Below are 22,589 nucleotides of genomic sequence, written 5' to 3' on the forward strand. Positions count from 1 at the left end.
TCGGGTCCAGCGACAGTGGGTAAGAGCGCAACTGGCTTGCGGTCGGACGGAACCTGATCAGGTGATGGATCCGCCGATGCCGAACGCCATCTCGGTCACGCCAGACAACGTGGAGACTGTTCTTGCCGACCTGCCGCGCCTGGTTCGCCTGGCGCTGGCCTTCGGCTCCCGATTGAAGCGCGGCACGCTCGACGTGCTTTTGCCCGACGGCCGCGTGATCCGCATGGGCGGCGTTGAGCCGGGACCGAAAGGTGTGATGCGGGTGCATGATTACGCCTTCGCGTCACGGCTGCTGAGCGGCGGCGACATCGGTATCGCCGAAGCGTATCTCAACGGCGACTGGGATACGCCAGACCTCACGCAATTCCTCTACCTCTTTTGCGTCAACCACGACGTCTTCCAGACCATGCTGAACGACAAGCCCTTGATGCGTTTCGTGCAGCTTCTCCGCCACTGGTTCAACCGCAACACCAAGCGCCAGGCACGCCGCAACATCGAGGCCCATTACGATATCGGCAACGCCTTCTATTCAGCCTGGCTCGACCCGAGCATGACCTACTCGTCGGCCTTGTTCGAGGAGCACACGACCGATCTCACGGCGGCGCAAACCAACAAATATCGCCGCCTCGCGGAGGCGATCGATCTGCAGCCTGGACAAAGACTGCTCGAGATCGGCTGCGGCTGGGGCGGTTTTGCCGAATATGCCGCGAGGACTTACGGCGCGCGTGTCGTCGGGCTCACGATCTCCTCCGAGCAGCGCGACTTCGCGCAGAAGCGCATCCACGACGCCGGGCTTTCGGAGAAGGTCGAGATCCGCCTCCAGGATTACCGCGACGAGCGCGACCAGTACGATCGCATCGCCTCGATCGAGATGATCGAGGCCGTGGGCGAGCAGTTCTGGCCAAAATATTTCGCACAATTGCGTGACCGGCTGCTCCCGGGCGGGCTTGCCGGCATCCAGGCCATCACCATCCAGGACACGCTTTTCCAGAGCTACCGGCGCGAAGTCGACTTCATCCAGCGCTACGTGTTTCCAGGCGGCATGCTGCCCTCGCCCGCGGTGCTGAAGTCGCTGGGCGACGCCTTTGGTGTCCCTGTCATCCGGGAGCGCATCTTCGGGCAAGATTATGCCAAGACGCTCGCGACCTGGCGAAACAACTTCCGCTCGGCCTGGCCGAACCTCGTGCCGCTCGGCTTCGACGATCGCTTCCGCAGGCTCTGGGAATACTACCTCGCCTATTGCGAGGCCGGCTTCCTCTCCGGGAATATCGACGTCAGGCAGGTCGTCTTCGCAAAGCAGCGATGACCGGGGCCGCTTGTGCGGTGCTTTCAGCTCCTTTAGGGTCGCCGGCAAGTTGAGGAAACGACCGGCAAGCCCCTGACATGACCATCAAAAACGACGTTGTCGAATCGATCGGCAATACCCCGCTGATCAAGCTGAAACGCGCCTCCGAGCTGACCGGCTGCACCATTCTCGGCAAGGCCGAGTTCATGAATCCCGGCCAGTCCGTGAAGGACCGCGCCGGCAAATGGATGATTTTGGAAGCCGAGAAGCGCGGCGAGCTGAAGCCGGGCGGCCTGGTCGTCGAAGCGACCGCCGGCAATACCGGCATCGGGCTAGCCGTCGTCGCCAGCGCCCGCGGCTATCGCACGCTGATCGTGATCCCGGAGACGCAGAGCCAGGAGAAGAAGGATATGCTGCGGCTATGCGGCGCCGAGCTTCTGGAGTCGCCGGCGCTGCCCTATGCCAATCCGAACAACTACCAGCATGTCGGCCGCCGTCTTGCCGACCAGCTCCGCAAGACCGAGCCGAACGGCGTGCTGTTCGCCGATCAGTGGAACAATCTCGACAATCCCAAGGCGCACTACGATTCGACCGGACCGGAAATCTGGCAGCAGACCAATGGCAAGGTGGACGGATTTATCTGCTCGGTCGGCACCGGCGGCACGCTGGCCGGCATCAGCCGGTACCTGAAGGAAAAGAACAAGGACATCGTCACCGCCTGTGCCGATCCGCACGGCTTCGGGATGTACAACCTTTTCAAGAATGGGGAGGTGAAATCGACGCCGGGCGATTCGATCACCGAAGGCATCGGCCTCGGACGCAAGACCCCGGTCGTCGAGACCGCGAAGGTGGATGACGCGTTCCTGATCTCCGATGAGGAAGCCGTCACGATCATCTACGAATTGCTGCAGCACGAGGGCCTGTGCCTGGGCGGCTCGACCGGCATCAACATCGCCGGTGCCATCCGGCTCGCCAAGCAGCTCGGCCCCGGCAAGACCATCGTCACGATCCTCTGCGACTCCGGCGGCCGCTATCAGTCAAAACTGTTCAATCCGGAGTTCATGCGCTCGAAGAGCCTGCCGGTGCCTGACTGGCTGGAGACGCGCTCGAAGATCGAGCTGCCGTTCGTCTAGCTCCTTCGGAATTAGCGGCGTCCGCCCGACGAGATCCGCGAGAAGCGGTCGGTTGCGGTCGACGCCCTGCCCGCCTCGCCCCAGCGGTCGGACGATGTGTCGAGAGCGCTGCCGGCGTCGTCGGCGTAGCCGCTCGGCCAGAAATACAGGATCAGCATCAGCACGAGATTGACGAGCCCGCCGATCACCGTGCCCTGATGCTCCTGACCGATCGCCAAGGCGGGAAATTTCGCGGCCAGCAGCCGGTCGATGAACATGAAGGCGATCCAGAGCGGGACCACGCAGACCGGATCCCATCCGATGTCGCGGATGCGCATCGATTGAAGGGTGAAGCTCGCCACCGCGAACAGCACGATGGCGACGATGGTGATGGGGCTCTGCAGCAGCTCTTCCGGCCGCATCATCGTCGGCATGGCGTGCCTCAGCGCGAACATCGCGATGAAGAAGCAGATCGCGGTCATCACGATCGCCAAGACGATCGTGGCCAGAAAGAACTGCAATCGCCCCATGCGGGCGTTGAGACCGAACAGGAATCCGAGCATTGGCGCACCCCTCTTGGGCAGCCACATGCGCGGCAATTGCTTTCGGACCGATGAACCGGCCGCAAGCGCCCGCCGGCATGATGTCCGGCCGCTTACGAAGATATCGACAATTTGACGCTTTTGGCCGATGCCGCGGTCAGCGAAGGATCTGGCTCAGGAACAGCTTTGTGCGGGTGTGCTGGGGGCTCGCGAAGAATTCGTGCGGCGTGTTGGCCTCGATGATCTGGCCGGCGTCCATGAACACGACGCGGTTCGCCACCTCGCGGGCAAAGCCCATTTCGTGGGTCACGACCAGCATGGTCATGCCTTCCCGGGCGAGGTCCACCATCGTGTCCAGCACTTCCTTGACCATTTCCGGGTCGAGCGCCGAGGTCGGCTCGTCGAACAGCATCACCTTGGGGTTCATGGTCAGCGCGCGGGCGATCGCGACGCGCTGCTGCTGGCCGCCGGACATCTGGCCCGGAAACTTGTTGGCCTGGTGCGGGATCTTGACCCGCTCCAGGAACTTCATCGCGGTCGCTTCGGCGTCCTTCTTCGGGATGTTGCGCACCCAGATCGGCGCCAGCGTGCAATTGTCCAGCACCGTCAGGTGCGGGAACAGGTTGAAACTCTGGAACACCATGCCGACCTCGCGGCGCACGGCATCGATATGCTTCAGGTTCGGCCCGAGCTCGATGCCGTCGACGACGATCTCGCCCTCCTGGAATTCCTCCAGCGCATTGATGCAGCGGATCAGCGTCGACTTGCCCGAGCCCGACGGGCCGCAGATCACGATGCGCTCGCCCTTCTCGACGTCGAGATCGATGTCCCGCAGCACATGAAAATCGCCGTACCATTTGTTGAGGCCGGAAATCTTGACGATCGGGTTCGCGGACATGGCTGACCTCAGTTGCGGCGATGGGCGTTGAGACGTCTCTCGACAAAGAGCGAGTAGCGCGACATTCCAAAGCAGAAGATGAAGTAGATGATCCCGGCAAAGGCAAAGCCGGTGAACAGGGTCGTCGGCGTCGACCATTTGGGATCCGCAAACGACGCACGCAGCGAGCCCAGGAGGTCGAACAGCGCCACGATCGAGACCAGCGAGGTGTCCTTGAACAGCGAGATGAAGCTGTTGACGAGGTTCGGAATGACGTGGCGCAGCGCCTGCGGCAGCACGATCAGCGAGGTCGTCTTCCACCAGGACAGCCCGAGCGCCGCGGCGGCTTCACCCTGCCCGCGCGGGATCGCAGCCAAGCCGCCGCGCACGTTCTCGGCCTGGTAGGCGCCGGTGAACAGCGCGATGCCGATCAGCGCGCGCACGAGGCCGTCGACCGAAAAATTGCCGGGCAGGAACAGAGGCAGCATGTAGGTGGCGAAGAACAGCACGGTGATCAGCGGCACGCCGCGCCAGAACTCGATGAAGGCGATCGAGAAGATCCGGATCAACGGAATGGTGGAGCGCCGCCCCAGCGCCAGCGCGATGCCGATCGGAAGCGAGGTGACGATGCCGGTCACGGAAACCACCAGCGTCACCAGGAGCCCGCCCCACAGGCTGGTCTCGACGATCGGGAAGCCGCCGTGATCGAGCCCCATGAGCTTGATGACGATGGCGATGGCCGCGAACGTCGCGATGCTCGATGCGAGCGCACGCCACCCGCTGCGTATCCCGCCGCCGAGGAAAAAGGCGATCAGGGAGACGACAACGGTGGTGATGGCGAAATCGGCCCAGACCGACTGGCCCGTCCCCTGGAGCTGGTCGCGCAGCCCGGTCAGCGGAAAGATCAGCCATTGGATCGCCGTGCCGATCAGCACGATGAGTTGGCCGATAATCCACAGCAGCGGTCCGATCGCCGAGCTCTTGCTGAGATTGAGCAGCGCCCCGCCGGCATTGAGGATGCTGTCATCGAACAGCTGCAGGAGGCCGGCGGTCCAGCTCAGGCCGAAGCCGGTGATGCCGCCGCCGCGCAACAGGAAGAACGCGACCACCGGAAAGGCAAAGAAGAACAGGCCGGCATTCAATCCCTTCGCCGGAAGCCGCGGAATGAGCAGCGGCAGCAGCAGTGCGGCCGCCAGGAAGAAGGTGAGATTGACCCGCCAGCGCTCGGCTTCCGGATAGAAGCCGTACATCAGTTGCGGGAATTTTGCCTGGATGTAGGGCCAGCAGGCGCCGGCCGCGTTCTCCCCGATGCACGCCGTGCGGTCGTTGCCGGTCCAGACCGCGTCGACCAGCAGGAACCTGACTGATGGAACGATGGTGAACCAGAGCAGCAGGGCGCCGACGATGGTCAGCAGAATGTTGGTCGGCGAATTGAACAGGCGGGTGCGCAGTAGGCCCACAAAGCCGGTGGTCTTCACCGGCGCGGGTCGTTCGCCGACGAGGTCCTGACGGACGAAGGATGACGCGGTGATATCGGTCATGCGCCAAGCCTCTTCATGCTCCAAGGCTCCTGCTGATGCGCCAACCGTAGACGCTCATGATGGCGCTCGTGACGAGCGAGATCAGGAGGTAGACGCCCATCGTCATGGCGATGATCTCGATCGCCTGCCCGGTCTGGCTCAGCGACGTGCCGGCAAACACCGAAACCAGATCAGGATAGCCGATCGCGACCGCAAGCGAGGAATTCTTGGTGAGGTTGAGGTACTGGTTGGTCAGCGGCGGCACGATGACACGCATCGCCTGCGGCACGACGATCAGACGGAGCGTGGTGCCGCGGCTCAGGCCGAGCGACGCCCCCGCCTCCATCTGCCCCTTGTGCACGGACAAGATGCCGGCGCGCACGATCTCGGCGATGAAGGCGGCCGTATAGGTCGACAGCGCCAGGGTCAGTGCCACGAATTCCGGGATGATGCGCGAGCCGCCGGCAAAATTGAAGCCCTTGAGCTGCGGCAATTCGAAGATGAAGGGCACACCGAACGCCAGCATCGCGGCGAGCGGCAGCCCGACCAGGAGGCTCAGCACGTAAGGCCAGATCCGGATCACCTGGCCGCGCTGGAACAGCGCCCGCCGCGAATAGCTGCGCAGAGCAAGCGACCCGATAATGCCGAGCCCCAGCATGACCAGGAAAGGCGTCAGACCGGGCTCGCCGATTGGCGAGGGAACGACCAGTCCGCGATTGCTGATGAAGGCGAGGCCGAGCAGCGAAATGCTCTGGCGCGGATTGGGCAAGGCCGCCAGCACCGCCAGGTACCAGAACAGGATCTGGAACAGCAGCGGCAGGTTGCGGATGAGCTCCACATAGATCTCGCCGACGCGCGACAGCAGCCAGTTGGGCGAGAGCCGGCACAGCGCGACGATGAAGCCGAGCACGGTGGAGAACACGATGCCGATGACGGAAACAATGATCGTGTTCAGGAGCCCGACCACGAACACGCGCAGGAACGTGTCCGAGCCGGTATAGGGGATCAGGGTCTGATTGACGTCAAAACCCGCATTGTTCCTGAGGAAGCCGAAGCCCGCGGCGATGTGCTGGTTCTCGAGGTTGGCGCGGGCATTGGAGACGATCTCATAGGCAATCCAGCCCAGGATCGCGGCGAAGGCGAACTGGACGGCGACGCCGTTCCAGCCAGCCTTCCCGCCCAGCACGCGCCTGATCCTCAGCGCGATCTGGGTCGGCGGTTTGCGGGCTTCGGTGCTCATCGCCGCAGCCGTGCTTGCGGGCGATCAGCGGATCGGCGGCGCGTACTGAAGTCCGCCCTTGTTCCAGAGGCCGTTGAGACCGCGGGCAATGCCGAGCGGCGAGCCGGACCCGACGTTGCGGTCGAAGACGTCGCCGTAATTGCCCACGTGCTTGACGATCCGCACGACCCAATCCTTGGTCAGACCAAGTTGCTCGCCGAAATTGCCGTCGGTGCCGAGAACGCGTTTCAGCTCCGGATTGTCCGACTTCGCCTTCTCGTCGATGTTCTTGGCGTTGAGCCCCAGTTCCTCAGCAGTGACCATGGCAAACAGCGTCCATTTCACGATGTCGAACCACTGGTCATCGCCATGGCGCACCATCGGGCCGAGCGGCTCTTTCGAGATGATCTCCGGCAGCACAACGTGATCGCCGGGATTGGCAAGCTTCAGACGATTTGCATAGAGGCCGGATTGGTCCGTGGTGAACACGTCGCAGCGCCCGGATTCGTAGGCCTTGACCGTTTCGTCGTTGGTGCCGAACGCGATCACCTCGTACTTCATGTTGTTGGCCCTGAAGTAGTCGGCGAGGTTCTGCTCGGTGGTGGTTCCGGTCTGGACGCAGACCGACGCGCTATTGAGTTCGAGAGCCGAATTCACCTTCAGCGACTTCTTCACCATGAAGCCCTGCCCGTCGTAATAGGTGACGCCGGTGAAGTTGGCGCCGAGCGAGGTGTCGCGCGAGATGGTCCAAGTGGTGTTACGCGAGAGGACGTCGATCTCGCCGGACTGAAGCGCGGTGAAACGGTCCTTGGCCGACGTCGGCACGTACTTGACCTTGCTCGGATCGTTGAAGATCGCAGCCGCGATCGCGCGGCAGACGTCGACGTCGAGCCCGGTCCAGTTGCCCTTGTCGTCCGGTGACGAGAAACCCGGCAGGCCCTGGCTGACGCCGCAGGACAGCGAGCCCCGGTCCTTGATGGTCTTGAGCGTCTGGGCATAGGCGGCCTGTGTCGACAGGCCGGCGGCAAAGGCAAGGGTGAGAACCAGGGTTACGCGTTTCATGGCTGGGCCTTTCAAAGGTCGCTTCAGGGTCTTCGTCTCGCAGGCGTCTCTGCCGGCAGCGTCCCTTGCAAGACTCGTGCAGGACACGGCCCTGCAGGACATCCTTGCCGAACGCGGCGACCATGCTGGAGGGCCAAATCCTGAAATCCTCGCCGCCAAGCGTCTTGCCCTTCAGGCTCTTACGCTTGGTTCGGTCTAGGCGATGGATCGAAGATCGCGGCAGGCCCCTCAACATGCGGCGACAGAATAGCACCCCCGCATCACAGAACGACTGGCGAGCCGGGTCAAGGGGTTGACGGGACTCTTCTGTGTTCTGTTATTAACGGTTGCGGCCCTTCCGCCGGCCCGCCGGAGGCTCGATGCCTCCCGAAAACCAGCTCTTGAAAGCACGCGCATGGATTCTCCGCAGGGCTCGACGCCCGTTCCCCAGCACCCCGAAACCCGCCTCGTCACGTCCGGCCGCGACACCAAGGCGCAGAAGGGTTTTGTCAATCCGCCCGTCTTCCACGGGTCGACGGTGCTCTATCCGACCGCCGAGGACCTGCACGCCCATCGCGGCGAGTTCCAGTACGGCCGCCATGGCACGCCGACCACCCGCGCGCTCCAGGACATGCTGATGGCGCTGGAAGGCCCGCAATGCGCCGGCGTCGGCCTTGTGCCCTCGGGACTTTCGGCGATCTCGACCACCCTCCTCGCGGTGCTCAAGGCCGGCGACCACCTCCTAGTCTGCGACAATGTCTACCGGCCCTCGCGCAATTTCGCCAACGGCCTGCTCTCCCGCTTCGGCGTCGAGACGACCTATTTCGATCCGCTTGTTGGCGCCGGCATCGAAAAACTGTTCAAGCCGAACACCCGCGCCGTGCTGGTGGAGGCGCCGGGCTCGCAATCCTTCGAGATGCCCGACATCCGCGCCATCGCCGAGGTCGCCCATGCCCGCGGCGCGCTGGTCATCGACGACAACACCTGGGCGACCCCGCTCTATCACCGCTCGCTCGAACAAGGCGTCGACATCTCGATGCAGGCCGCCACCAAATATATCGGCGGCCACTCCGACATCATGTTCGGCACGATCTCGGCCAACGCAAAGGCCTGGCCGCTGCTCGCCGAGACCATCCGCCTGCTCGGCGTTTGCGCCGGACCTGACGACGTCTTCCTCGCGCTGCGCGGCATGCGCACGCTCGCGGTGCGGCTGGCGCAGCACTATCGTTCGGGACTGGAGATGGCGCGCTGGCTCGGTGCCAGACCCGAGGTCGCGCGCGTGCTGCATCCGGCGCTCGAGACCGACCCGGGGCACGCGATCTGGAAGCGGGACTTCACCGGCGCGTCGGGTCTGTTCAGCGTCGTGCTGAAGCCCGCACCGCAGAAGGCCGTCGATGCCATGCTCGATACCCTCAAGCTGTTCGGCATGGGCTTTTCCTGGGGCGGCTTCGAGAGCCTGGTCATCCCCTTCGACTGCGACGCCTACCGCACCGCGACGAAGTGGTCGCCGGGCGGCCCGACGCTGCGATTCCATATCGGGCTCGAGAATGTCGAGGACCTCAAGGCCGACCTCGATCGCGGCTTGGCTGCCTTCAACGCGGCAATTTGAGCCTTCGCGCTGGGCATCGCGCCCAATGCGCGTGCGATCGCAAAGGTTAACGCGAGCGTGTGCGAACAAAGTGATTGATCCCCAGTCATTTGGGGGTAGCCTGATCCTTCGACTCCATTCCGGAGGCGGAGCATGGGAAGCTTGGTACTACTCGACCTGATGGGTGGCGTTGCGCTGCTGCTGTGGGGCCTGCACATGGTCCACAGCGGCATTTTGCGCGCCTTCGGTCCGGACCTGCGCCGGCTGCTGGGGCGCGCGCTCAGCAACCGCTTCAGCGCCTTCGCCGCCGGGCTCGGCCTCACCGCCCTGCTCCAGAGCAGCACGGCGACCGCCCTGATCACCAGCTCGTTCGCGGCCGAAGGGCTCGTCAGCCTGGTTGCGGCGCTCGCCATCATGCTGGGGGCCAATGTCGGCACCACGCTGATCGTGCAGGTGCTGTCGTTCAACATTGCTGCCGTCGCGCCGGTCCTGTTCGTGCTCGGGCTCGTGGCATTCCGCTCAGGCCCGCGCTCGCGCATCAAGGACATCGGCCGCGTCGCGATCGGGCTCGGCCTGATGCTGCTGTCGCTGCACATCCTGCTCGACACGCTGGCGCCGGCCGAGAACGCGCCGGGCGTGCGCATCTTCATGTCGGCGATCACAGGCGATCCCATCCTCTGCATCCTCATCGCGGCCGTGATCACCTGGGCCGTGCATTCGAGCGTCGCCAGCGTGCTTTTGATCATGTCGCTGGCCTTCTCCCAGTTCATCTCGCCGCAGGCCGCGCTGGCGCTGGTGCTCGGCGCCAATCTCGGCAGCGCCATCAACCCCGTCTTCGAGGGCGCGCGGCGCGAGGACCCCACGAGCTACCGCCTGCCGGTCGGCAATCTCATCAACCGCGTCATCGGCATCGCGCTGGTGCTGCCGTTCCTGCATCCGATCGCCGACCTGCTCCAGGCCTGGCAGCCGGATGCGGCCAAGATGACCGCGGCGTTCCACATCGCGTTCAACGTCGCCACCGCCGCGCTGTTCATCGGCCTGCTCGACGTCATGGCGCGGTTCCTGACCTGGCTCCTGCCTGAACGCGTGCGGGAAGCTGATGCCTCCCGGCCCCGCTACCTCGACGAAAGCGCGCTGGAGACGCCGTCCCTTGCGCTCGCCGATGCTGCGCGCGAGGTGCTGCGCATGGGCGACCTCGTCGAGGTCATGCTGCGCAAGGTGATGGCGGCAATGATGACCGACGACCGCGCGCTGGTCGATCAGGTCTCCAAGACCGACAACATCGTCGACAGCCTGGACGAGGCGATCAAGCTCTACGTCACCAAGCTGACGCGCGGCTCTCTCGACGAGAGCGAAGGACGCCGCGCGATGGAAATTGTCTCCTTCGCCATCAATCTCGAGCATATCGGCGATATCATCGACAAGAACCTAAGCGAGCTCGCGACCAAGAAGATCAAGCGCCGCTTCCAGTTCTCGCCCGAGGGCGCCGAGGAACTCGCGGCCTTCCACAAGAAGACGATGGAATCGCTGCGCATCGCCTTCGGCGTGTTCATGTCCGGCGACGCCAACGAGGCGCGCAAGCTGCTGGTCGAAAAGGCGTCGCTGCGCAACACCGAGCTCGCCGCGATCGAGCGCCATCTCGACCGCCTGCGCGAGGGCCGCCCGGAAACCATCGAAACCACGTCGCTGCATCTCGACGTGCTGCGCGACCTACGCCGCATCCACTCGCATATCTGCTCGGTGGCCTATCCGGTGCTGGATGCCGCCGGCCAGCCCTATCGCCGCAACGAGGCGGAGCCGGCCGCCCTGCCCGCATCCGGAGCGGCCTCGGCACTGCCGCGCTGAGGGCGGGCCCCCGGATCAGCGGTCCAGCGTCTGCGAGGCACGACCGCGGTTCTTCACGATCAGCATGATGTTGCGGATGTAGATGATGGTCGCCAGCGCCTGGCCGAGGATGATGACCGGCTCGCGCTTGACGACGCCGTAGACCAGCGTCATCAGCCCGCCGCCCATCGAGCAGAACCAGAACGCCATCGGCACAACGCTGTTGCCGGCGCGTTCGCTCGCGATCCACTGCACCAGGAAGCGCGCGGTGAAGAACAGTTGCGCGATCAGGCCGAACGCCAGCCAAAAGTCGAATTTTGCGACGAAGACATCGTAGAGATAATTGCTCAGCGCCTGACCGTATTGAATGATCATGCGTTCACCTCGGTCACTTCTGGGGTCGGTTTCTTGCGGCGGATCAGCCACCACACGCCGGCGAGATCCATGATCCCGATCCAGAGCCGGTCGAAGAAGCCGTAGTTGGACACGCCGGAGCGGCGCGGCCGGTCGATCACGTCGACATAAGCAATGTCAAAGCCCTCGCGGCGCACCAGCGCCGGCAGGAAGCGATGCAGCCCATCGAAATAGGGCAGCATCAGGAATACATCGCGCCGGAACGCCTTCAACCCGCACCCGGTGTCGCGGGTGCCGTCCTTCAAAATCGCGTTGCGCACGCCGTTGGCGATGCGCGACTGCAGCTTCTTGAAACCGGTGTCCTTGCGGCCGACGCGCTGGCCTGCGGCGAGACCGACGCGCTCGCCCTTCTCGACCGCCGCGATCAGGTCGGGCAGAAAGGCCGGATTGTTCTGGCCGTCGCCATCCAGCGTCGCCACGATGGACCCCCGCGCCGCCCGCACGCCGCTGCGCACCGCCGCCGACTGGCCGCCTGACCTGATATGGCGGAGCTGGCGCAGATTGCCGCGCTGTTGCATCAGCGCGCCGAGCCGTTCGCCCGTCGCGTCCGTCGAGCCGTCGTTGACGTAGATGATCTCGTAGGCCCAGCGCCCGTCGAGTGCAGCCGTGATCTCCTCGATCAGGGGCGCGATGTTGTCGGCCTCGTTGCGCACGGGGACGACGATGGAGACCGCTGGGGAGGACGACAATGGTGTGCTCGTGGTTGGAATGGGCCCGCGGGAGGAACCGGTCCGGACGGCAGGCAGCCGCTTTTATGGGGCGGATGACCCGTGGGCAACCCTTTTGAAGCGGCCGAAAGCCGGCCCCGGAAGGGCCAAAATCGTGCCGTCGCCGCGGATGGCGAAGCCGAGACGCCGTGCGGCGAACCAGTAACGGACCGCCATGGCGCCGACGATGCCGACCAGCGCGCCGCCCACGACGTCGCTCGGGTGATGGGCGAGCAGCACCAGCCGCGTCAGCGCGATGACGATGGCGTAGGTGAACATGAAGACCCGCAGGCGCGGCCATAGCGCGCCGACCGCGAAGGCCAGCGAGAACGCCGTGAGCGCATGTCCCGACGGCAGGCTGAAATGCGCTTCCGTGCCCTGGAACGGGATGAAGTTGTACGGATTGGCCGTGCCGCCGACAAAGGGCCGGCCACGGCCGATGGTGAACTTTAGCACCTCTCCAATCAGGACCGAGACGCCGACGGAGAGGAAAAGAAACTGCAGTCGCGTGCCGAGCCCGAGCCACAGCGCACGCGAGGTGCCGTGTTTGCTGGCTGCGACCAGCGCCACGACCACCAGTGCTGCGGCCAGCGCCCACAGCACATAGGCGTCCTTGCCGAAGTCGGTGAGGATGCGGATCGGCCACAGGCCGGGCGTGCCCCGCGCCGGCATCAGCTCGATCTCGGTCTTGTCGAGCAGAAGCATCAGCACAATGATCAGGGTCGCGCCGGCCGCGGCGAGGTAGAGCCAGTGCCGCGCCATTTTGCGCGCAGCCTCGGCGCGACGCGAATGCGACGGCGCGCGCACGAGCTGCGCCAGCGAACGCCCGGAGACCGCGAGCAGTTGCATCGGGTAATTTTGGCGATGCGGGATCTCGGCCGGCGCAGACATTTACTCGGTGCCCTCGGAGCGGTAGATCGCGATCGAGATCGCGCGCCCTTGCGAGAAATTATAGCCCTCGATCCGCGCACCGACCTTGTAGTGCAGACCGATCGCCTCGGCGCGCTGCACGAAGCTGCGCTCCGAGCGCTGCTCGATCAGCGCATAGCGGCAGCTTCCCTGCCTGAGGAAGTCGGCCGCACCGGAACCGTCGGTCAATAGCGTCGACGTCCCCGTCATAAAGACGAGGCTGGGCTCGTGATAGCCGGCGGATGCGGCCTTCGGCCCGACGCAGGTCACGTTGCGCAGTGCGCGTGCGATCTCCTGGCTCGGAAACAGTGGCGTCAGCGACGGCAGCACCACGCCATAGATGGCGAAGGCGAGCATCAGGGCCGCGACCAGCGCGTTGAGCAGCGAGCGCTCGGCGCGGTTGTTGTCGTAGAGCCACCAGGCGAACAGGCCGAAGATCAGCGCCGCCGCGATGAACGGCCATGCCGCGAACGCCGGCTGCCGCGTCAGCATGACGGCGCCGACCACGGCGCCGATCGAGGCGAGTGCCGGAATCGCGAACCACCAGGCGGCGCCACGCATCAGCCAGGAACGCGACAGCACCCGCCGCTCCACCGCGCCGGCCGTGAGGATCGCGATCGCAGGGTACAGCGGCAGCACGTAATGCGGCAGCTTGGTCAGCACCGCCTCGAACACGATCCAGGACGGGATCAGCCAGGCCAGAAGATATTGCGCGCCGGGCTCGCGCCGCGCGCGCCAGACCGCCGGCGCCGCCATCGCCGCAAGCGGGGCGCCGGGCCAGAACGTGATCCAGAATAGCAGCAAATAGAGGCCGGGCGGCGCGCCATGGGATTCCTGCGCGCCCAGCTTGCTCAGCATGTCGCCGCCGACGGAATCCTGGAAGAACGCCTCGCCCGCCCGCCAGAAGATCGCGATGAACCATGGCAGCACCAGCACCAGCGTCCACATCAGGCCCCAGAGCGGCCGCAGCCGCCACAGCCAGGAGGCATCGCGGTCCTGGATCGCCAGCGCGATGATGGTGAGCCCTGCGAACATCAGGATCAGCGGGCCCTTGAGCAAGATGCCGGCGGCGATCGCGGTCCAGAAGATCGCAGGATACGTCCAGGGCGGATGCGCCTCGTCCTCGCCGCGCTGCCAGGCGAGATAGACCCGCGCCATCGCGCCCATCGCCGAGACCACGGTGAGGAGCAGCATCGCGTCGGTTTTGGCGAGCCGCGCCTCGACGCCGAGCAGGACCGAGGCGCACATCATCAGCGCAGCGAGGATCGCGGCACGGCGCGTGACGAAGCCGAGCGCCGCCCAATAGGTCATCAGCACGGCGCCGATCGCTCCGAACAGCGACGGCAGGCGATAGACCCAGATGCGGAGTTGGGCCCGCGGCAGGCCGAGCGCACTCGCCGCGTCGACGGCGGCCGATTGCAGCCAGTAGATGCCGACCGGCTTCTTGTAGCGGACGTCCTCCTGGAAGCGAATGTCGACATAGTCGCGGCTCTCGACCATCTGCTTGGTGGCCTGGGCGAAGCGCGCCTCGTCGCGGTCAACAGGCGGAATCGTGAAGAAGCCGGGCAGGAAGATCAGCAGCGCGCAGATCAGCAGGAAGCCCACCGCGCGGCCATTGCTGGCGGTGACGGCGTCGATCAGGCCGACGAGCCGACTGCCCGGATTGACGGGGTTTTTCGGCTCGCGCGGCTCTCCAAAACGGGGGCGGGCATGGGTCTCGACCATTGGTTCCGCATACGCTGAAACCGCCGACCCGACAACCGCTTAGGGACGGGTCATTGAATTCGAATGACGACTGTGTCCGCGGCGCCCGTGGCGTCGATCACGGTGAGGCGCGCAAAGCCCGGCCCGGGCGGATCGATCAACCTCTGGCGCCGGCTGCCGATTTCGCCAAGCGCGGTGCCGTTGACCAGAATGGTCATCGGCAAAACGCCGCCGGCGACCTTGACCGGCATGGCGGCGGCCTCGGTTCCGCTGGAACGGTCGACGTCGATCCGGGAACCGTTGAGCGGGAACTGGATGTGCGGCGCCTGCTCGCCGCTGGCCCGGACGAGTTCCCCAACGGGGCGGAACCGCCTTAACGGCAATGGCAGCTTCGTATTGGTCGCGACCAGCGTGCCCTTGGGCGGTTTTGGCAGCGCCGCCGGCAGCTTGCCGGAGCGGGCGAAGGCGTCGAACAGGATCGGCGCGGCCGCCGTCCGGCCGATCAGGCCGGGAACCGGGGCCCCGTCGGGCCGCCCGACCCAGACCCCGATGGTCATGCGGCCGTCGAAGCCGACCGACCAGGCGTCGCGATAGCCGTAGGAGGTGCCGGTCTTGAAGGCGATGCGGTTGTGGGCGGCATTCTCCGGCGGCGGCGTGCCGAGCAGCACGTTGCCGACCTGCCAGGCCGCGACCTGGTCGAGTAGCCGCATCGGCTCCCGGTCGTCCTTGCCGGTGATGACCTCGCGCAGCGGCTTGGTGGTTCCGAGCCGCGCAAAGCCTGCATAGAGCTGGGCGAGATCCTGCAGCGTGACGCCGACGCCGCCGAGGCCCATGGCAAGGCCCGGCGCCTCGTCCTTGGGCAGCACCAGGTTGCCGCCGGCCTGCCGCAGCCGTGACGCCAGCCGGCTCGAGCCGACACGGTCGAGCAGCACGATCGCCGGCACGTTGAGCGACAATTGCAGCGCCTTGCGCACGGGCACCGTGCCCTGGAAGGTCATGTCAAAATTTTCCGGCGCATAGGAGCCGAAGCGGACAGGGCGATCGTCGATCAGGCTTTCGGGATGGACAAAGCCGTCCTCGAAGGCGAGCCCGTAGATGAAGGGTTTTAGCGTCGAGCCCGGCGAGCGCAGCGCGCGGGTCATATCGACCTGCCCTGCCCGCGTCTCGTCGAAATAATCGGCCGATCCGACCCGCGCCAGCACGTCACCGCTTTCATTGTCGACGACGATGATGCCCACGGAAATGTTCGGTCCGAGCGCAAGGGCGCGATCATGTGCAAGCGGCTCCAGCACCTTCTGCAAGTTGGCGTCGAGCGTCAGCTTGATGATGGGCGTGTCCTTGATCGCATTGAGCGCCGTGTCGGACGCATGCGGCGCCAGGATCGGCATCGGCTTGCGCAGCTTTGGCACCGGCACGGCCTTGGCCTGCTTCGCATCGTCGGCGCTGATCTGGTGCTCCGCGACCATGCGATCGAGCACGCGGTCGCGCGCTTTTCGAGCGGCATCCGGAAAACGATCGAGCCGCCGCGTCTCCGGCGACTGGGGCAGCGCCACCAAGAGCGCCGCTTCGGCGAGCGACAGCCGTTTCGGCTCCTTGCCGAGATAGGCGATGGACGCGGCACGAATGCCTTCGAGGTTGCCGCCATAGGGTGCCAGCGCAAGATAGAGATCGAGGATCTGGTCCTTGGAAAGCGTCCGTTCGAGCTCGATCGCGCGCACCATCTGCCGCAGCTTTGCCGACAGCGAGCGCTGCCGCCGCGGCTCCATCAGCCGCGCAAGCTGCATCGTGATCGTGGACCCGCCCGAGACGATGTGGCCGCGCGTGCCGAACTGGAGCGCGGCGCGCCCCATCGCCAGCGGGTCGACGCCACGATGCGACTGGAAGCGCTGGTCCTCATAGGCGAACAGCAGTTTTAGATAGGTCGGATCGACGGCGGTCCTGGCCTCGACCGGCAACCGCCAGCGGCCGTCGTTCATCGCGTAGGCGCGCAGCAGCTTTCCGTTGCGGTCGACGATCGTGGTCGAGACCTGGCGCGCCTCGTCGAGCGGCAGCGGGCCGAGGGAGATTACCCAGCCGACGAAGGTGCAGATGGCGAGGATGAAGGCGAAGGCGGCGAGCGAGAGAAACCGCAACGCGCGCGCCCCTCTCCGCCCGTCATGGCCGGGCTTGTCCCGGCCATCCACGTTCTTGACCGACGCACCAAAGCTCGTGGATGCCCGGGACAAGCCCGGGCATGACGACTGAGTGTGTGGTGCGGTCTCGGTCATGTGCGTCTACGCCTGTTCACCATCACTCACTTCGCCGGCCGCACCTCGACCGTGCCCGTCCCCGTGCGGCCGTAGCGCGAGGGATTGTACATGTCCTCGACATAGGCCTGCGGCAGCACATATTTGCCAGGCGAGACGGCGCGCACGACATAGGCGACGGTGAACACGGCGTCCGAATCCGAGGCGCGATCGATCGCCGCGGTGAATCGGTCGTCGCGGAACTCGGTATCCTCCGGCTCCTCGCCATTCTCGATCCAGTCGAGCGTGCCGCTATCGCCTGATGACACCAGCTTCGGGTTGTCGATCTCCAGACCGGCCGGCAGATAATCGGACACCATGATATGCCCGTATTCCGGCTTGGCCTCGGTGATCTTCAGCACCACCGCAAAACGCTGGTTCTGCTTCACCTTGCTGATGTCGGCGGGCTTGCCGTCGAGCGTAAAATAGCTGCGCTCGATCTTGAAGCCTGCAGAGGCGGCGGGCTCCGGCGTCACCGGCGAGCCCGACACCGAGACCACCGCCTGCACCGGCGCGTCGCCAGTGTTGGTGATTTTCAGCGGCTTGCCCTCCAGCGTTGCCGACTTGTAGCTGCGATAGAGCGCGGTCTTGACCGGCTGGCCATCGACCTCGATCGACAGGTTTTCCTTGGCAAGTGCGCGCGCTGCCAGCACCAGCCAGGCATTCTCCTGCGTCGAGGTGTACGGCGTAAGGCCCCGCGCGGTCTCGACACGGGTCACGGCCTGGGTCAGCGTCGCCTTCGGCGCATTGCCTTCGCTCGCAAGCGACACCAGCGCCGCGGCGTCGCGAAGCTGCGAGCCGTAGTCGGTGCGGCCGAACTCCAGCGCCGGCTTTGGCGCGAGGCTGTCGAGCGCGGCACCATAGACCCGCTCGGCGCGGTTACGGTCGCCGACCAGTGCCAGCGCCGCCGCCAGTTGCGATTTCGCAATCGGGGTTGCGAGGTTGCCGAGCTTGGTGTCCGCGAGATAGCGGAGGTCGCCGATCGGGGCTGCGCCGTTGCGCGCGAGCACGTAGAGGCCGTAGGCGAGATCGCGCCCGCCGTCCTTCTCCGGCTCGTTGGCGTTCACCACCGAGTTTCTGATGCGGTCGAGCGCGTTCTTGAACAGCACGTCCGGCACCACAAAGCCCTTTTCACGGGCCCGGGTGAGGAAGTCGGTCACGTAGGCGTCGAGCCAGGCGTCCTCGCCGCCCGCCGACCACAGGCCGAACGAGCCGTTGGAACCTTGTCGCGCAAGGAGCCGCTCGATCGCGTCGCGGATGCGCTGGTCGACCTCGGTATCCATCGCCAGATGCGCGCCGGCCGCGAGCTCGTTGACATAGAGCAGCGGCATAGCGCGGCTCGTGATCTGTTCCGAGCATCCATAGGGGTAGCGGTCGAGCGCCTTCAAGATGGTTGCGGCATCGAGCGCAGTCGAGAGCGACGCGGAGACGGAGACGCTGCCGGTGCCCGGCACGAGGTCGGAGAACATGTCCGACGTCAGCGTCAGGCTCTCGCCCTTCGCCAGCGTCCGGATCGAACGCCGCGCCAGCACTTGCGTCGCCGCCTTGACGTCGAGCGCATAGTGGCGCGCCAGCGCAAGGCCGTTCGGGCCCTTGATGTCGACGTCAAGCGTCGCCTGCCCCGCCGCGGTCGCGTCGAGCGCCAGCGAGAACGAGTTGCGCTGCTTGGCCGCCAGCTTCACGGTGGTCGCGGGATTGCCCGTCATCTTCACGGGACCGCCGGTCTTCACGTTGATGACGTAATCGCCGGCCTGTCCCTCGACATTGTCGATCTCGAGATTGACCGTGCCGTGGTCGCCATTGAGCAGGAAGCGCGGCAACGTCGCCGTCAGCACCACGGGATCGCGGATCACGACGTCCGTGTTGGCGCGGCCGAGCTTGGTCGCTGTCCAGGCAACCGCCATCACGCGCGCGGTGCCGGCGAACTCGGGAATGTCGAACGAGACTTCCGCGGTGCCGTCGGCTCCGACCGTCACAATGCCCGAGTAGAGCGCGAGCGGCCTTTGCGCCGGCGGCGAGCCCTGGAGCTCGGCAGCTCCGGCGTCACCGCCGGACTTGATCTGGCCGCGCGTGCCCTGCATGCCGTCGATCAGTTGCCCGTAGAGGTCACGGATCTCCGAAGTCATGCGGCGCTGGCCGAGATAGTAATCATCCGGCGCGGGCGGTTTGTAGTTGGTCAGGTTGAGAATGCCGACATCGACGGCGGCCACGACGATTTTTGCGTCCTCGCCAGGATTGAGCCCGTCGAGCTTGACCGGGATCTTCAGCGCCGCATTCGGCCGGATCAGCGCCGGCGGCGTCAGCTTCACGGCAAGCGTCCGCGCCTGCTTGTCGATGCCGAACCATTTCAACCCGATTGCGCGACCCGGCATGCGCTGGGCGGCCGCATCGAGCGGACGACGCAGCGTCGCCACCACATAGGCGCCGGTGCCCCAGTCCTTGCCGACGGTGAACTTGACCTGCGCGGTGCCTTCCCTCACGTCCACGGTCTGCGTGGTCAGGAGGCGATCGCCGAACACGTTGATGGTGAGCTTGCCGGCACTGCGCGCATTGACCGACACCGTCATGGTGTCGCCGGACGCATATTGCGGCTTGTCGATCGAGGTCTCCAGCAGGTCCGGCGTATCGGCGGAGCCGTCGGAGTACCAGCCGACGTCGAACTGCACGGAGGTGACGGGCCCGTCGGTATCGTTCGACTTCACATCGAGCCGGTAGCGGCCGGGCCGCGGCGTCAGTGAAATCCGCGCCGGCTTGTCGGCGGCAACCACGAGTTCGCCGTCGGCGACGCGCGCGGTCGACTTGACCGGCTCGTACTCCCAGTAATTGTTCTGGCGATACCATTGGTACCGCGACTCGACCTTCAACAGCTCATAGCGCAACCCGTCGCGCGGCAAGGTCTTGCCCTCGGGCGAGACGAACACGACGTCGAACTCGGCCTTGTCGCCTTCGGCCACGCTCTTGTCGCCGAACAGCGGCTTGACGCCGAGCATCGCGGCGGCAGGCGCCACCGGCAGCACCAGCTTGCGCTCGACCGCACGTCCGCCGGTTTCCGCCATGCGGACAAAAATCTGCGCCTCCTGCGGACGCGTCGAGGTCGGCTGCTTGTCCAGCGTCACCGGGAAGGTCGCAACACCATTGGCATCGGACTCCGGCAGGCTGTCCAGCGGCGTGCGCTCGTTGGAGGCGGTCTCCTCGTCGGCGACGCCGAACTGGTAGCCGGCAAAGCCGGGACGCTCGGATGCGGGCGCAACCAGCATGTCGCCTTCGAGCTGGAGGCCGGAGGCCGGCGCGCCATAGAGGAAATGACCGTCGACCTTCAGTTCCACCGGAGCTTGAGCCTTGATCTGCTTCTCCTTGGAGCTCAAGTCGAATTCGATGCGATCCGGGACGTAGTCCTCGACCATGAAGGTGGTCTCGCCGACCGACGAGCCCTTCGGATCGGTAAAGGCCCGCACCCGCCACGTTCCGGTCGGGACGGCCGAGTTGAGCGGCACGGCCAATGAGCGGCCGCCGGCGCCCTGGTCTGACAGCACGGCGCGGCGGAATTCGACGCCGTCCGGACGCTCGATCACCAGTGTCAGCGGGCCGCCGGTCACGGCATTGCCCTGCCCGTCACGCAACAGCGCGGTGAGATACACGGTCTCGCTGGAGCGGTAGACGCCGCGCTCCGCGTAGACGAAGGCATCGGCACCGGCCGGCACCACGCGGCCCGCGACGCCGCGATCGCTGAGGTCGAAGGCCGAGGTTTTCAAGCTGAGGAAAGCGTAGTCGGCCTTCTCCCCTGATACGGTCAGCATCGCCGGCGACAGACCGCCCTCGCCACGCGCGAGCCCGGCCTCGAACAGCACATGGCCGCTCTCGTCGGTCTTGCGGGTGGCGAGGATCTCGTTGTTGCGGGCAACCAGCCGCACCTCGGCTTTCGCGACCGGATCGGTCGAGGCCAGCGAATTGATGAAGACGTGGATGCCGTCATTGCCCGAATAGGCCGACACGCCGAGGTCGGAGACGATGAACCATTGGGTCGCGAGCTGGTACTCGTCGTCCGAGCCCGGGCCCCTGGCGGCCGCGGTCATCACGTAGACGCCGGGCTGGAGATCGCCGAGCGCCTGGTCGACCGGGAATGCCGTGGTGACGTCCTGGTTCAACGTCGTCGTGGTCGAGAGCTCGCCGGACCATACCTTCACGCCACGCTCGTCGCCGAGATCGCTGAGCTGGTATTTTGACAGCGTCTTCTGGAAATCGCTATCCACGACCGTATTGATCAAATTGCGGTCGCCGATCCGGTACACGCTGATATTGACGGACGGCGTGTTGACGCTAACCACGGGAATGCCGCGCTGGCCGATCTTCGGCAGCACATAGGCGCGGCTGGTGAAGCGCACGAAGGGTTTGCGGTCACGCACATAGATGTTGAATTCGGCCGATTTCGGCAGGCCCTCCTTCACCGTCGACGGCAGGCCGGCGCGCAGATTGATGTTGTAGCGCTCGCCATGCTTGAGCCCGTCGACGCAGAGCTGCTTGCCCTCTGCCGTCAGCGCCGGCTTGTCCTGCCCCGCGAGCGCCAGGAACGGCGCAAAGTCGGTGCGCTTGGCGAGTTCCTCCGAGAACTGGAAGCAGGCGCGCGGGCTCGCCGAGTCCGAATCCACGGTATAGTCGAGCAGGCGGAAACCGTGCTCGTCGCGCAGCTTCTCATATTGGCCGCGGACCTCGGCGACCTCGCGCATGTCGAGCGACATCCGCATGGTATCGAGTGCCGGGCGCCACAGTTTGCGCTCGGCCATCGCCTTGCCCAGCACGGCCAGCGCGTCGGCCTCCTCGCCCGAATTGCCGGCGCGCTGATAGGCGATGTAGGCCGCGGTCGAGGCCCGCTCCAGCAAAAAGGTCTGCTCGCTCGAGCTCTTTGGCCCGATCTGGAAGATGACACGGGCAAGGCGCAGCCAGTTGCCGGCGTCATCGGGGTTGGTCGCCGCGATGTGGCCGAGGATCGACAAGCCCGTGCGGTAATCGAAGCGCTTGAAGGCGGCGTCGGCGTCCGCGCGCAGTGTCGCGTTGGTCTTGACGACCGCCCCCGCCTCGCTCTTGATCTGGGCCTCCAGCTTGATCGCGGAATCGGCGAGATCGTCGCGTTTGAAGGCCTTGTCGGCGGCTGAAGCTGTAGCGAGGCCAAGCAGAAGCGTTGCGCAAACCGCAGCAGCGCGAACCAAACCGATCATGATGGGACTCCCGGACGATCGCGGACGAACGCCGCGTCGGCAATGATGAAATGCGCGAAAAGGTGACAGACTCAAGGCGATGGAACCAGAATAGCAAAACGTCGCATGCGCCATGGCAAGCAGGCCCAGAAGTGACCGATCAGGATGTGACCCGCGCGCACCGTCCTGCAGGCGCAGCCACACCAAAACCAGCCGTCCGGCAGCAATGTCCCGATCGCTGGTCAACGCTCCCGGCGATGTGAACCATCGTCCAGGTCGTAGCCCGCGGAGCCGGCACCCTGACACTCCACCGTCAAGGTTTGTCGCTGGCTTGAGGAAAACGGTTCGGTCCGGACTTGGCGGACGTGCG

Annotated in this window: 15 protein-coding genes; 4 read left to right on the plus strand and 11 right to left on the minus strand. The window is 65.5% G+C overall.

The window, feature by feature from the left end; genetic code table 11:
- Window positions 1–76: 76 nt before the first annotated feature.
- Entirely contained in the window at window positions 77–1,306 is a 1,230-nt protein-coding gene (locus JQ632_RS02905; protein ID WP_212400758.1) for a cyclopropane-fatty-acyl-phospholipid synthase family protein, read from the plus strand.
- A 77-nt stretch (window positions 1,307–1,383) separates the two neighbouring features.
- Window positions 1,384–2,418, plus strand: a complete 1,035-nt coding sequence (locus JQ632_RS02910) for a cysteine synthase A (protein ID WP_212400759.1) — start codon at window positions 1,384–1,386, stop codon at window positions 2,416–2,418.
- 11 nt (window positions 2,419–2,429) lie between these two features.
- Here JQ632_RS02910 and JQ632_RS02915 read toward each other — a convergent pair whose 3' ends face one another.
- The 5 genes from JQ632_RS02915 to JQ632_RS02935 all read right to left on the minus strand — a co-directional run bounded on the left by JQ632_RS02915 (window position 2,430) and on the right by JQ632_RS02935 (window position 7,617).
- The gene (locus JQ632_RS02915) at window positions 2,430–2,960 is read right to left on the minus strand and encodes a DUF805 domain-containing protein (protein WP_212400760.1); all 531 of its coding nucleotides are present in this window, start codon (window positions 2,958–2,960) and stop codon (window positions 2,430–2,432) included.
- 136 nt (window positions 2,961–3,096) lie between these two features.
- Complete coding sequence (locus JQ632_RS02920; RefSeq protein ID WP_249151268.1) at window positions 3,097–3,837, minus strand: amino acid ABC transporter ATP-binding protein; 741 nt, start codon at window positions 3,835–3,837, stop codon at window positions 3,097–3,099.
- An 8-nt stretch (window positions 3,838–3,845) separates the two neighbouring features.
- Window positions 3,846–5,357 (minus strand): amino acid ABC transporter permease, encoded by a 1,512-nt coding sequence (locus tag JQ632_RS02925; RefSeq protein ID WP_212400761.1) that lies wholly within the window; start codon window positions 5,355–5,357, stop codon window positions 3,846–3,848.
- Between the two features lie 13 nt (window positions 5,358–5,370).
- Complete coding sequence (locus tag JQ632_RS02930) at window positions 5,371–6,576, minus strand: amino acid ABC transporter permease (RefSeq protein WP_212400762.1); 1,206 nt, start codon at window positions 6,574–6,576, stop codon at window positions 5,371–5,373.
- A 24-nt stretch (window positions 6,577–6,600) separates the two neighbouring features.
- The gene (locus JQ632_RS02935; protein WP_212400763.1) at window positions 6,601–7,617 is read right to left on the minus strand and encodes an amino acid ABC transporter substrate-binding protein; all 1,017 of its coding nucleotides are present in this window, start codon (window positions 7,615–7,617) and stop codon (window positions 6,601–6,603) included.
- Between the two features lie 394 nt (window positions 7,618–8,011).
- Between JQ632_RS02935 and metC the strand changes: the two genes are divergently transcribed.
- Together metC and JQ632_RS02945 are read left to right on the plus strand one after the other, a co-directional pair.
- The gene (gene metC, locus JQ632_RS02940) at window positions 8,012–9,205 is read left to right on the plus strand and encodes a cystathionine beta-lyase (protein ID WP_212400764.1); all 1,194 of its coding nucleotides are present in this window, start codon (window positions 8,012–8,014) and stop codon (window positions 9,203–9,205) included.
- A gap of 132 nt (window positions 9,206–9,337) precedes the next feature.
- The gene (locus tag JQ632_RS02945) at window positions 9,338–11,029 is read left to right on the plus strand and encodes a Na/Pi cotransporter family protein (RefSeq protein ID WP_212400765.1); all 1,692 of its coding nucleotides are present in this window, start codon (window positions 9,338–9,340) and stop codon (window positions 11,027–11,029) included.
- A gap of 15 nt (window positions 11,030–11,044) precedes the next feature.
- Here the strand turns inward: JQ632_RS02945 and JQ632_RS02950 are convergent, their stop codons facing one another.
- The 6 genes from JQ632_RS02950 to JQ632_RS02975 form a co-directional block, all read right to left on the minus strand.
- Window positions 11,045–11,383 carry a lipid-A-disaccharide synthase N-terminal domain-containing protein gene (locus JQ632_RS02950; protein WP_212400766.1) on the minus strand — a complete coding sequence of 113 codons (339 nt, stop codon included), beginning with the start codon at window positions 11,381–11,383 and terminating at the stop codon, window positions 11,045–11,047.
- On the minus strand, window positions 11,380–12,111 hold the full coding sequence (locus JQ632_RS02955) for a glycosyltransferase family 2 protein (RefSeq protein ID WP_212400767.1): 732 nt from the start codon (window positions 12,109–12,111) through the stop codon (window positions 11,380–11,382). Before JQ632_RS02955 ends, JQ632_RS02950 begins: the two co-directional genes overlap by 4 nt.
- A gap of 63 nt (window positions 12,112–12,174) precedes the next feature.
- On the minus strand, window positions 12,175–13,020 hold the full coding sequence (locus JQ632_RS02960) for a phosphatase PAP2 family protein (RefSeq protein ID WP_212400768.1): 846 nt from the start codon (window positions 13,018–13,020) through the stop codon (window positions 12,175–12,177).
- Window positions 13,021–14,763: a glycosyltransferase family 39 protein gene (locus tag JQ632_RS02965; RefSeq protein ID WP_212400769.1), complete on the minus strand. Its 1,743-nt coding sequence runs from the start codon at window positions 14,761–14,763 to the stop codon at window positions 13,021–13,023.
- 50 nt (window positions 14,764–14,813) lie between these two features.
- Complete coding sequence (pbpC, locus tag JQ632_RS02970) at window positions 14,814–17,009, minus strand: penicillin-binding protein 1C (protein ID WP_212400770.1); 2,196 nt, start codon at window positions 17,007–17,009, stop codon at window positions 14,814–14,816.
- 26 nt (window positions 17,010–17,035) lie between these two features.
- Window positions 17,036–22,240 (minus strand): alpha-2-macroglobulin, encoded by a 5,205-nt coding sequence (locus JQ632_RS02975; RefSeq protein WP_212400771.1) that lies wholly within the window; start codon window positions 22,238–22,240, stop codon window positions 17,036–17,038.
- Window positions 22,241–22,589 lie beyond the last annotated feature (349 nt).

The organism is Bradyrhizobium liaoningense (assembly GCF_018130955.1).
Taxonomy (GTDB): Bacteria; Pseudomonadota; Alphaproteobacteria; order Rhizobiales; family Xanthobacteraceae; genus Bradyrhizobium; species Bradyrhizobium liaoningense_C.

What these genes read in the sequence shown, in the direction of transcription:
- JQ632_RS02915 (WP_212400760.1), bottom strand. Translation starts at nt 2,960, where the DNA reads ATGCTCGGATTCCTGTTCGGTCTCAACGCCCGCATGGGGCGATTGCAG.
- JQ632_RS02925 (WP_212400761.1), bottom strand. Translation starts at nt 5,357, where the DNA reads ATGACCGATATCACCGCGTCATCCTTCGTCCGTCAGGACCTCGTCGGC.
- metC (WP_212400764.1), top strand. Translation starts at nt 8,012, where the DNA reads ATGGATTCTCCGCAGGGCTCGACGCCCGTTCCCCAGCACCCCGAAACC.
- JQ632_RS02930 (WP_212400762.1), bottom strand. Translation starts at nt 6,576, where the DNA reads ATGAGCACCGAAGCCCGCAAACCGCCGACCCAGATCGCGCTGAGGATC.
- JQ632_RS02965 (WP_212400769.1), bottom strand. Translation starts at nt 14,763, where the DNA reads ATGGTCGAGACCCATGCCCGCCCCCGTTTTGGAGAGCCGCGCGAGCCG.
- JQ632_RS02960 (WP_212400768.1), bottom strand. Translation starts at nt 13,020, where the DNA reads ATGTCTGCGCCGGCCGAGATCCCGCATCGCCAAAATTACCCGATGCAA.
- JQ632_RS02950 (WP_212400766.1), bottom strand. Translation starts at nt 11,383, where the DNA reads ATGATCATTCAATACGGTCAGGCGCTGAGCAATTATCTCTACGATGTC.
- JQ632_RS02910 (WP_212400759.1), top strand. Translation starts at nt 1,384, where the DNA reads ATGACCATCAAAAACGACGTTGTCGAATCGATCGGCAATACCCCGCTG.
- JQ632_RS02935 (WP_212400763.1), bottom strand. Translation starts at nt 7,617, where the DNA reads ATGAAACGCGTAACCCTGGTTCTCACCCTTGCCTTTGCCGCCGGCCTG.
- JQ632_RS02945 (WP_212400765.1), top strand. Translation starts at nt 9,338, where the DNA reads ATGGGAAGCTTGGTACTACTCGACCTGATGGGTGGCGTTGCGCTGCTG.
- pbpC (WP_212400770.1), bottom strand. Translation starts at nt 17,009, where the DNA reads ATGACCGAGACCGCACCACACACTCAGTCGTCATGCCCGGGCTTGTCC.
- JQ632_RS02905 (WP_212400758.1), top strand. Translation starts at nt 77, where the DNA reads ATGCCGAACGCCATCTCGGTCACGCCAGACAACGTGGAGACTGTTCTT.
- JQ632_RS02920 (WP_249151268.1), bottom strand. Translation starts at nt 3,837, where the DNA reads ATGTCCGCGAACCCGATCGTCAAGATTTCCGGCCTCAACAAATGGTAC.
- JQ632_RS02975 (WP_212400771.1), bottom strand. Translation starts at nt 22,240, where the DNA reads ATGATCGGTTTGGTTCGCGCTGCTGCGGTTTGCGCAACGCTTCTGCTT.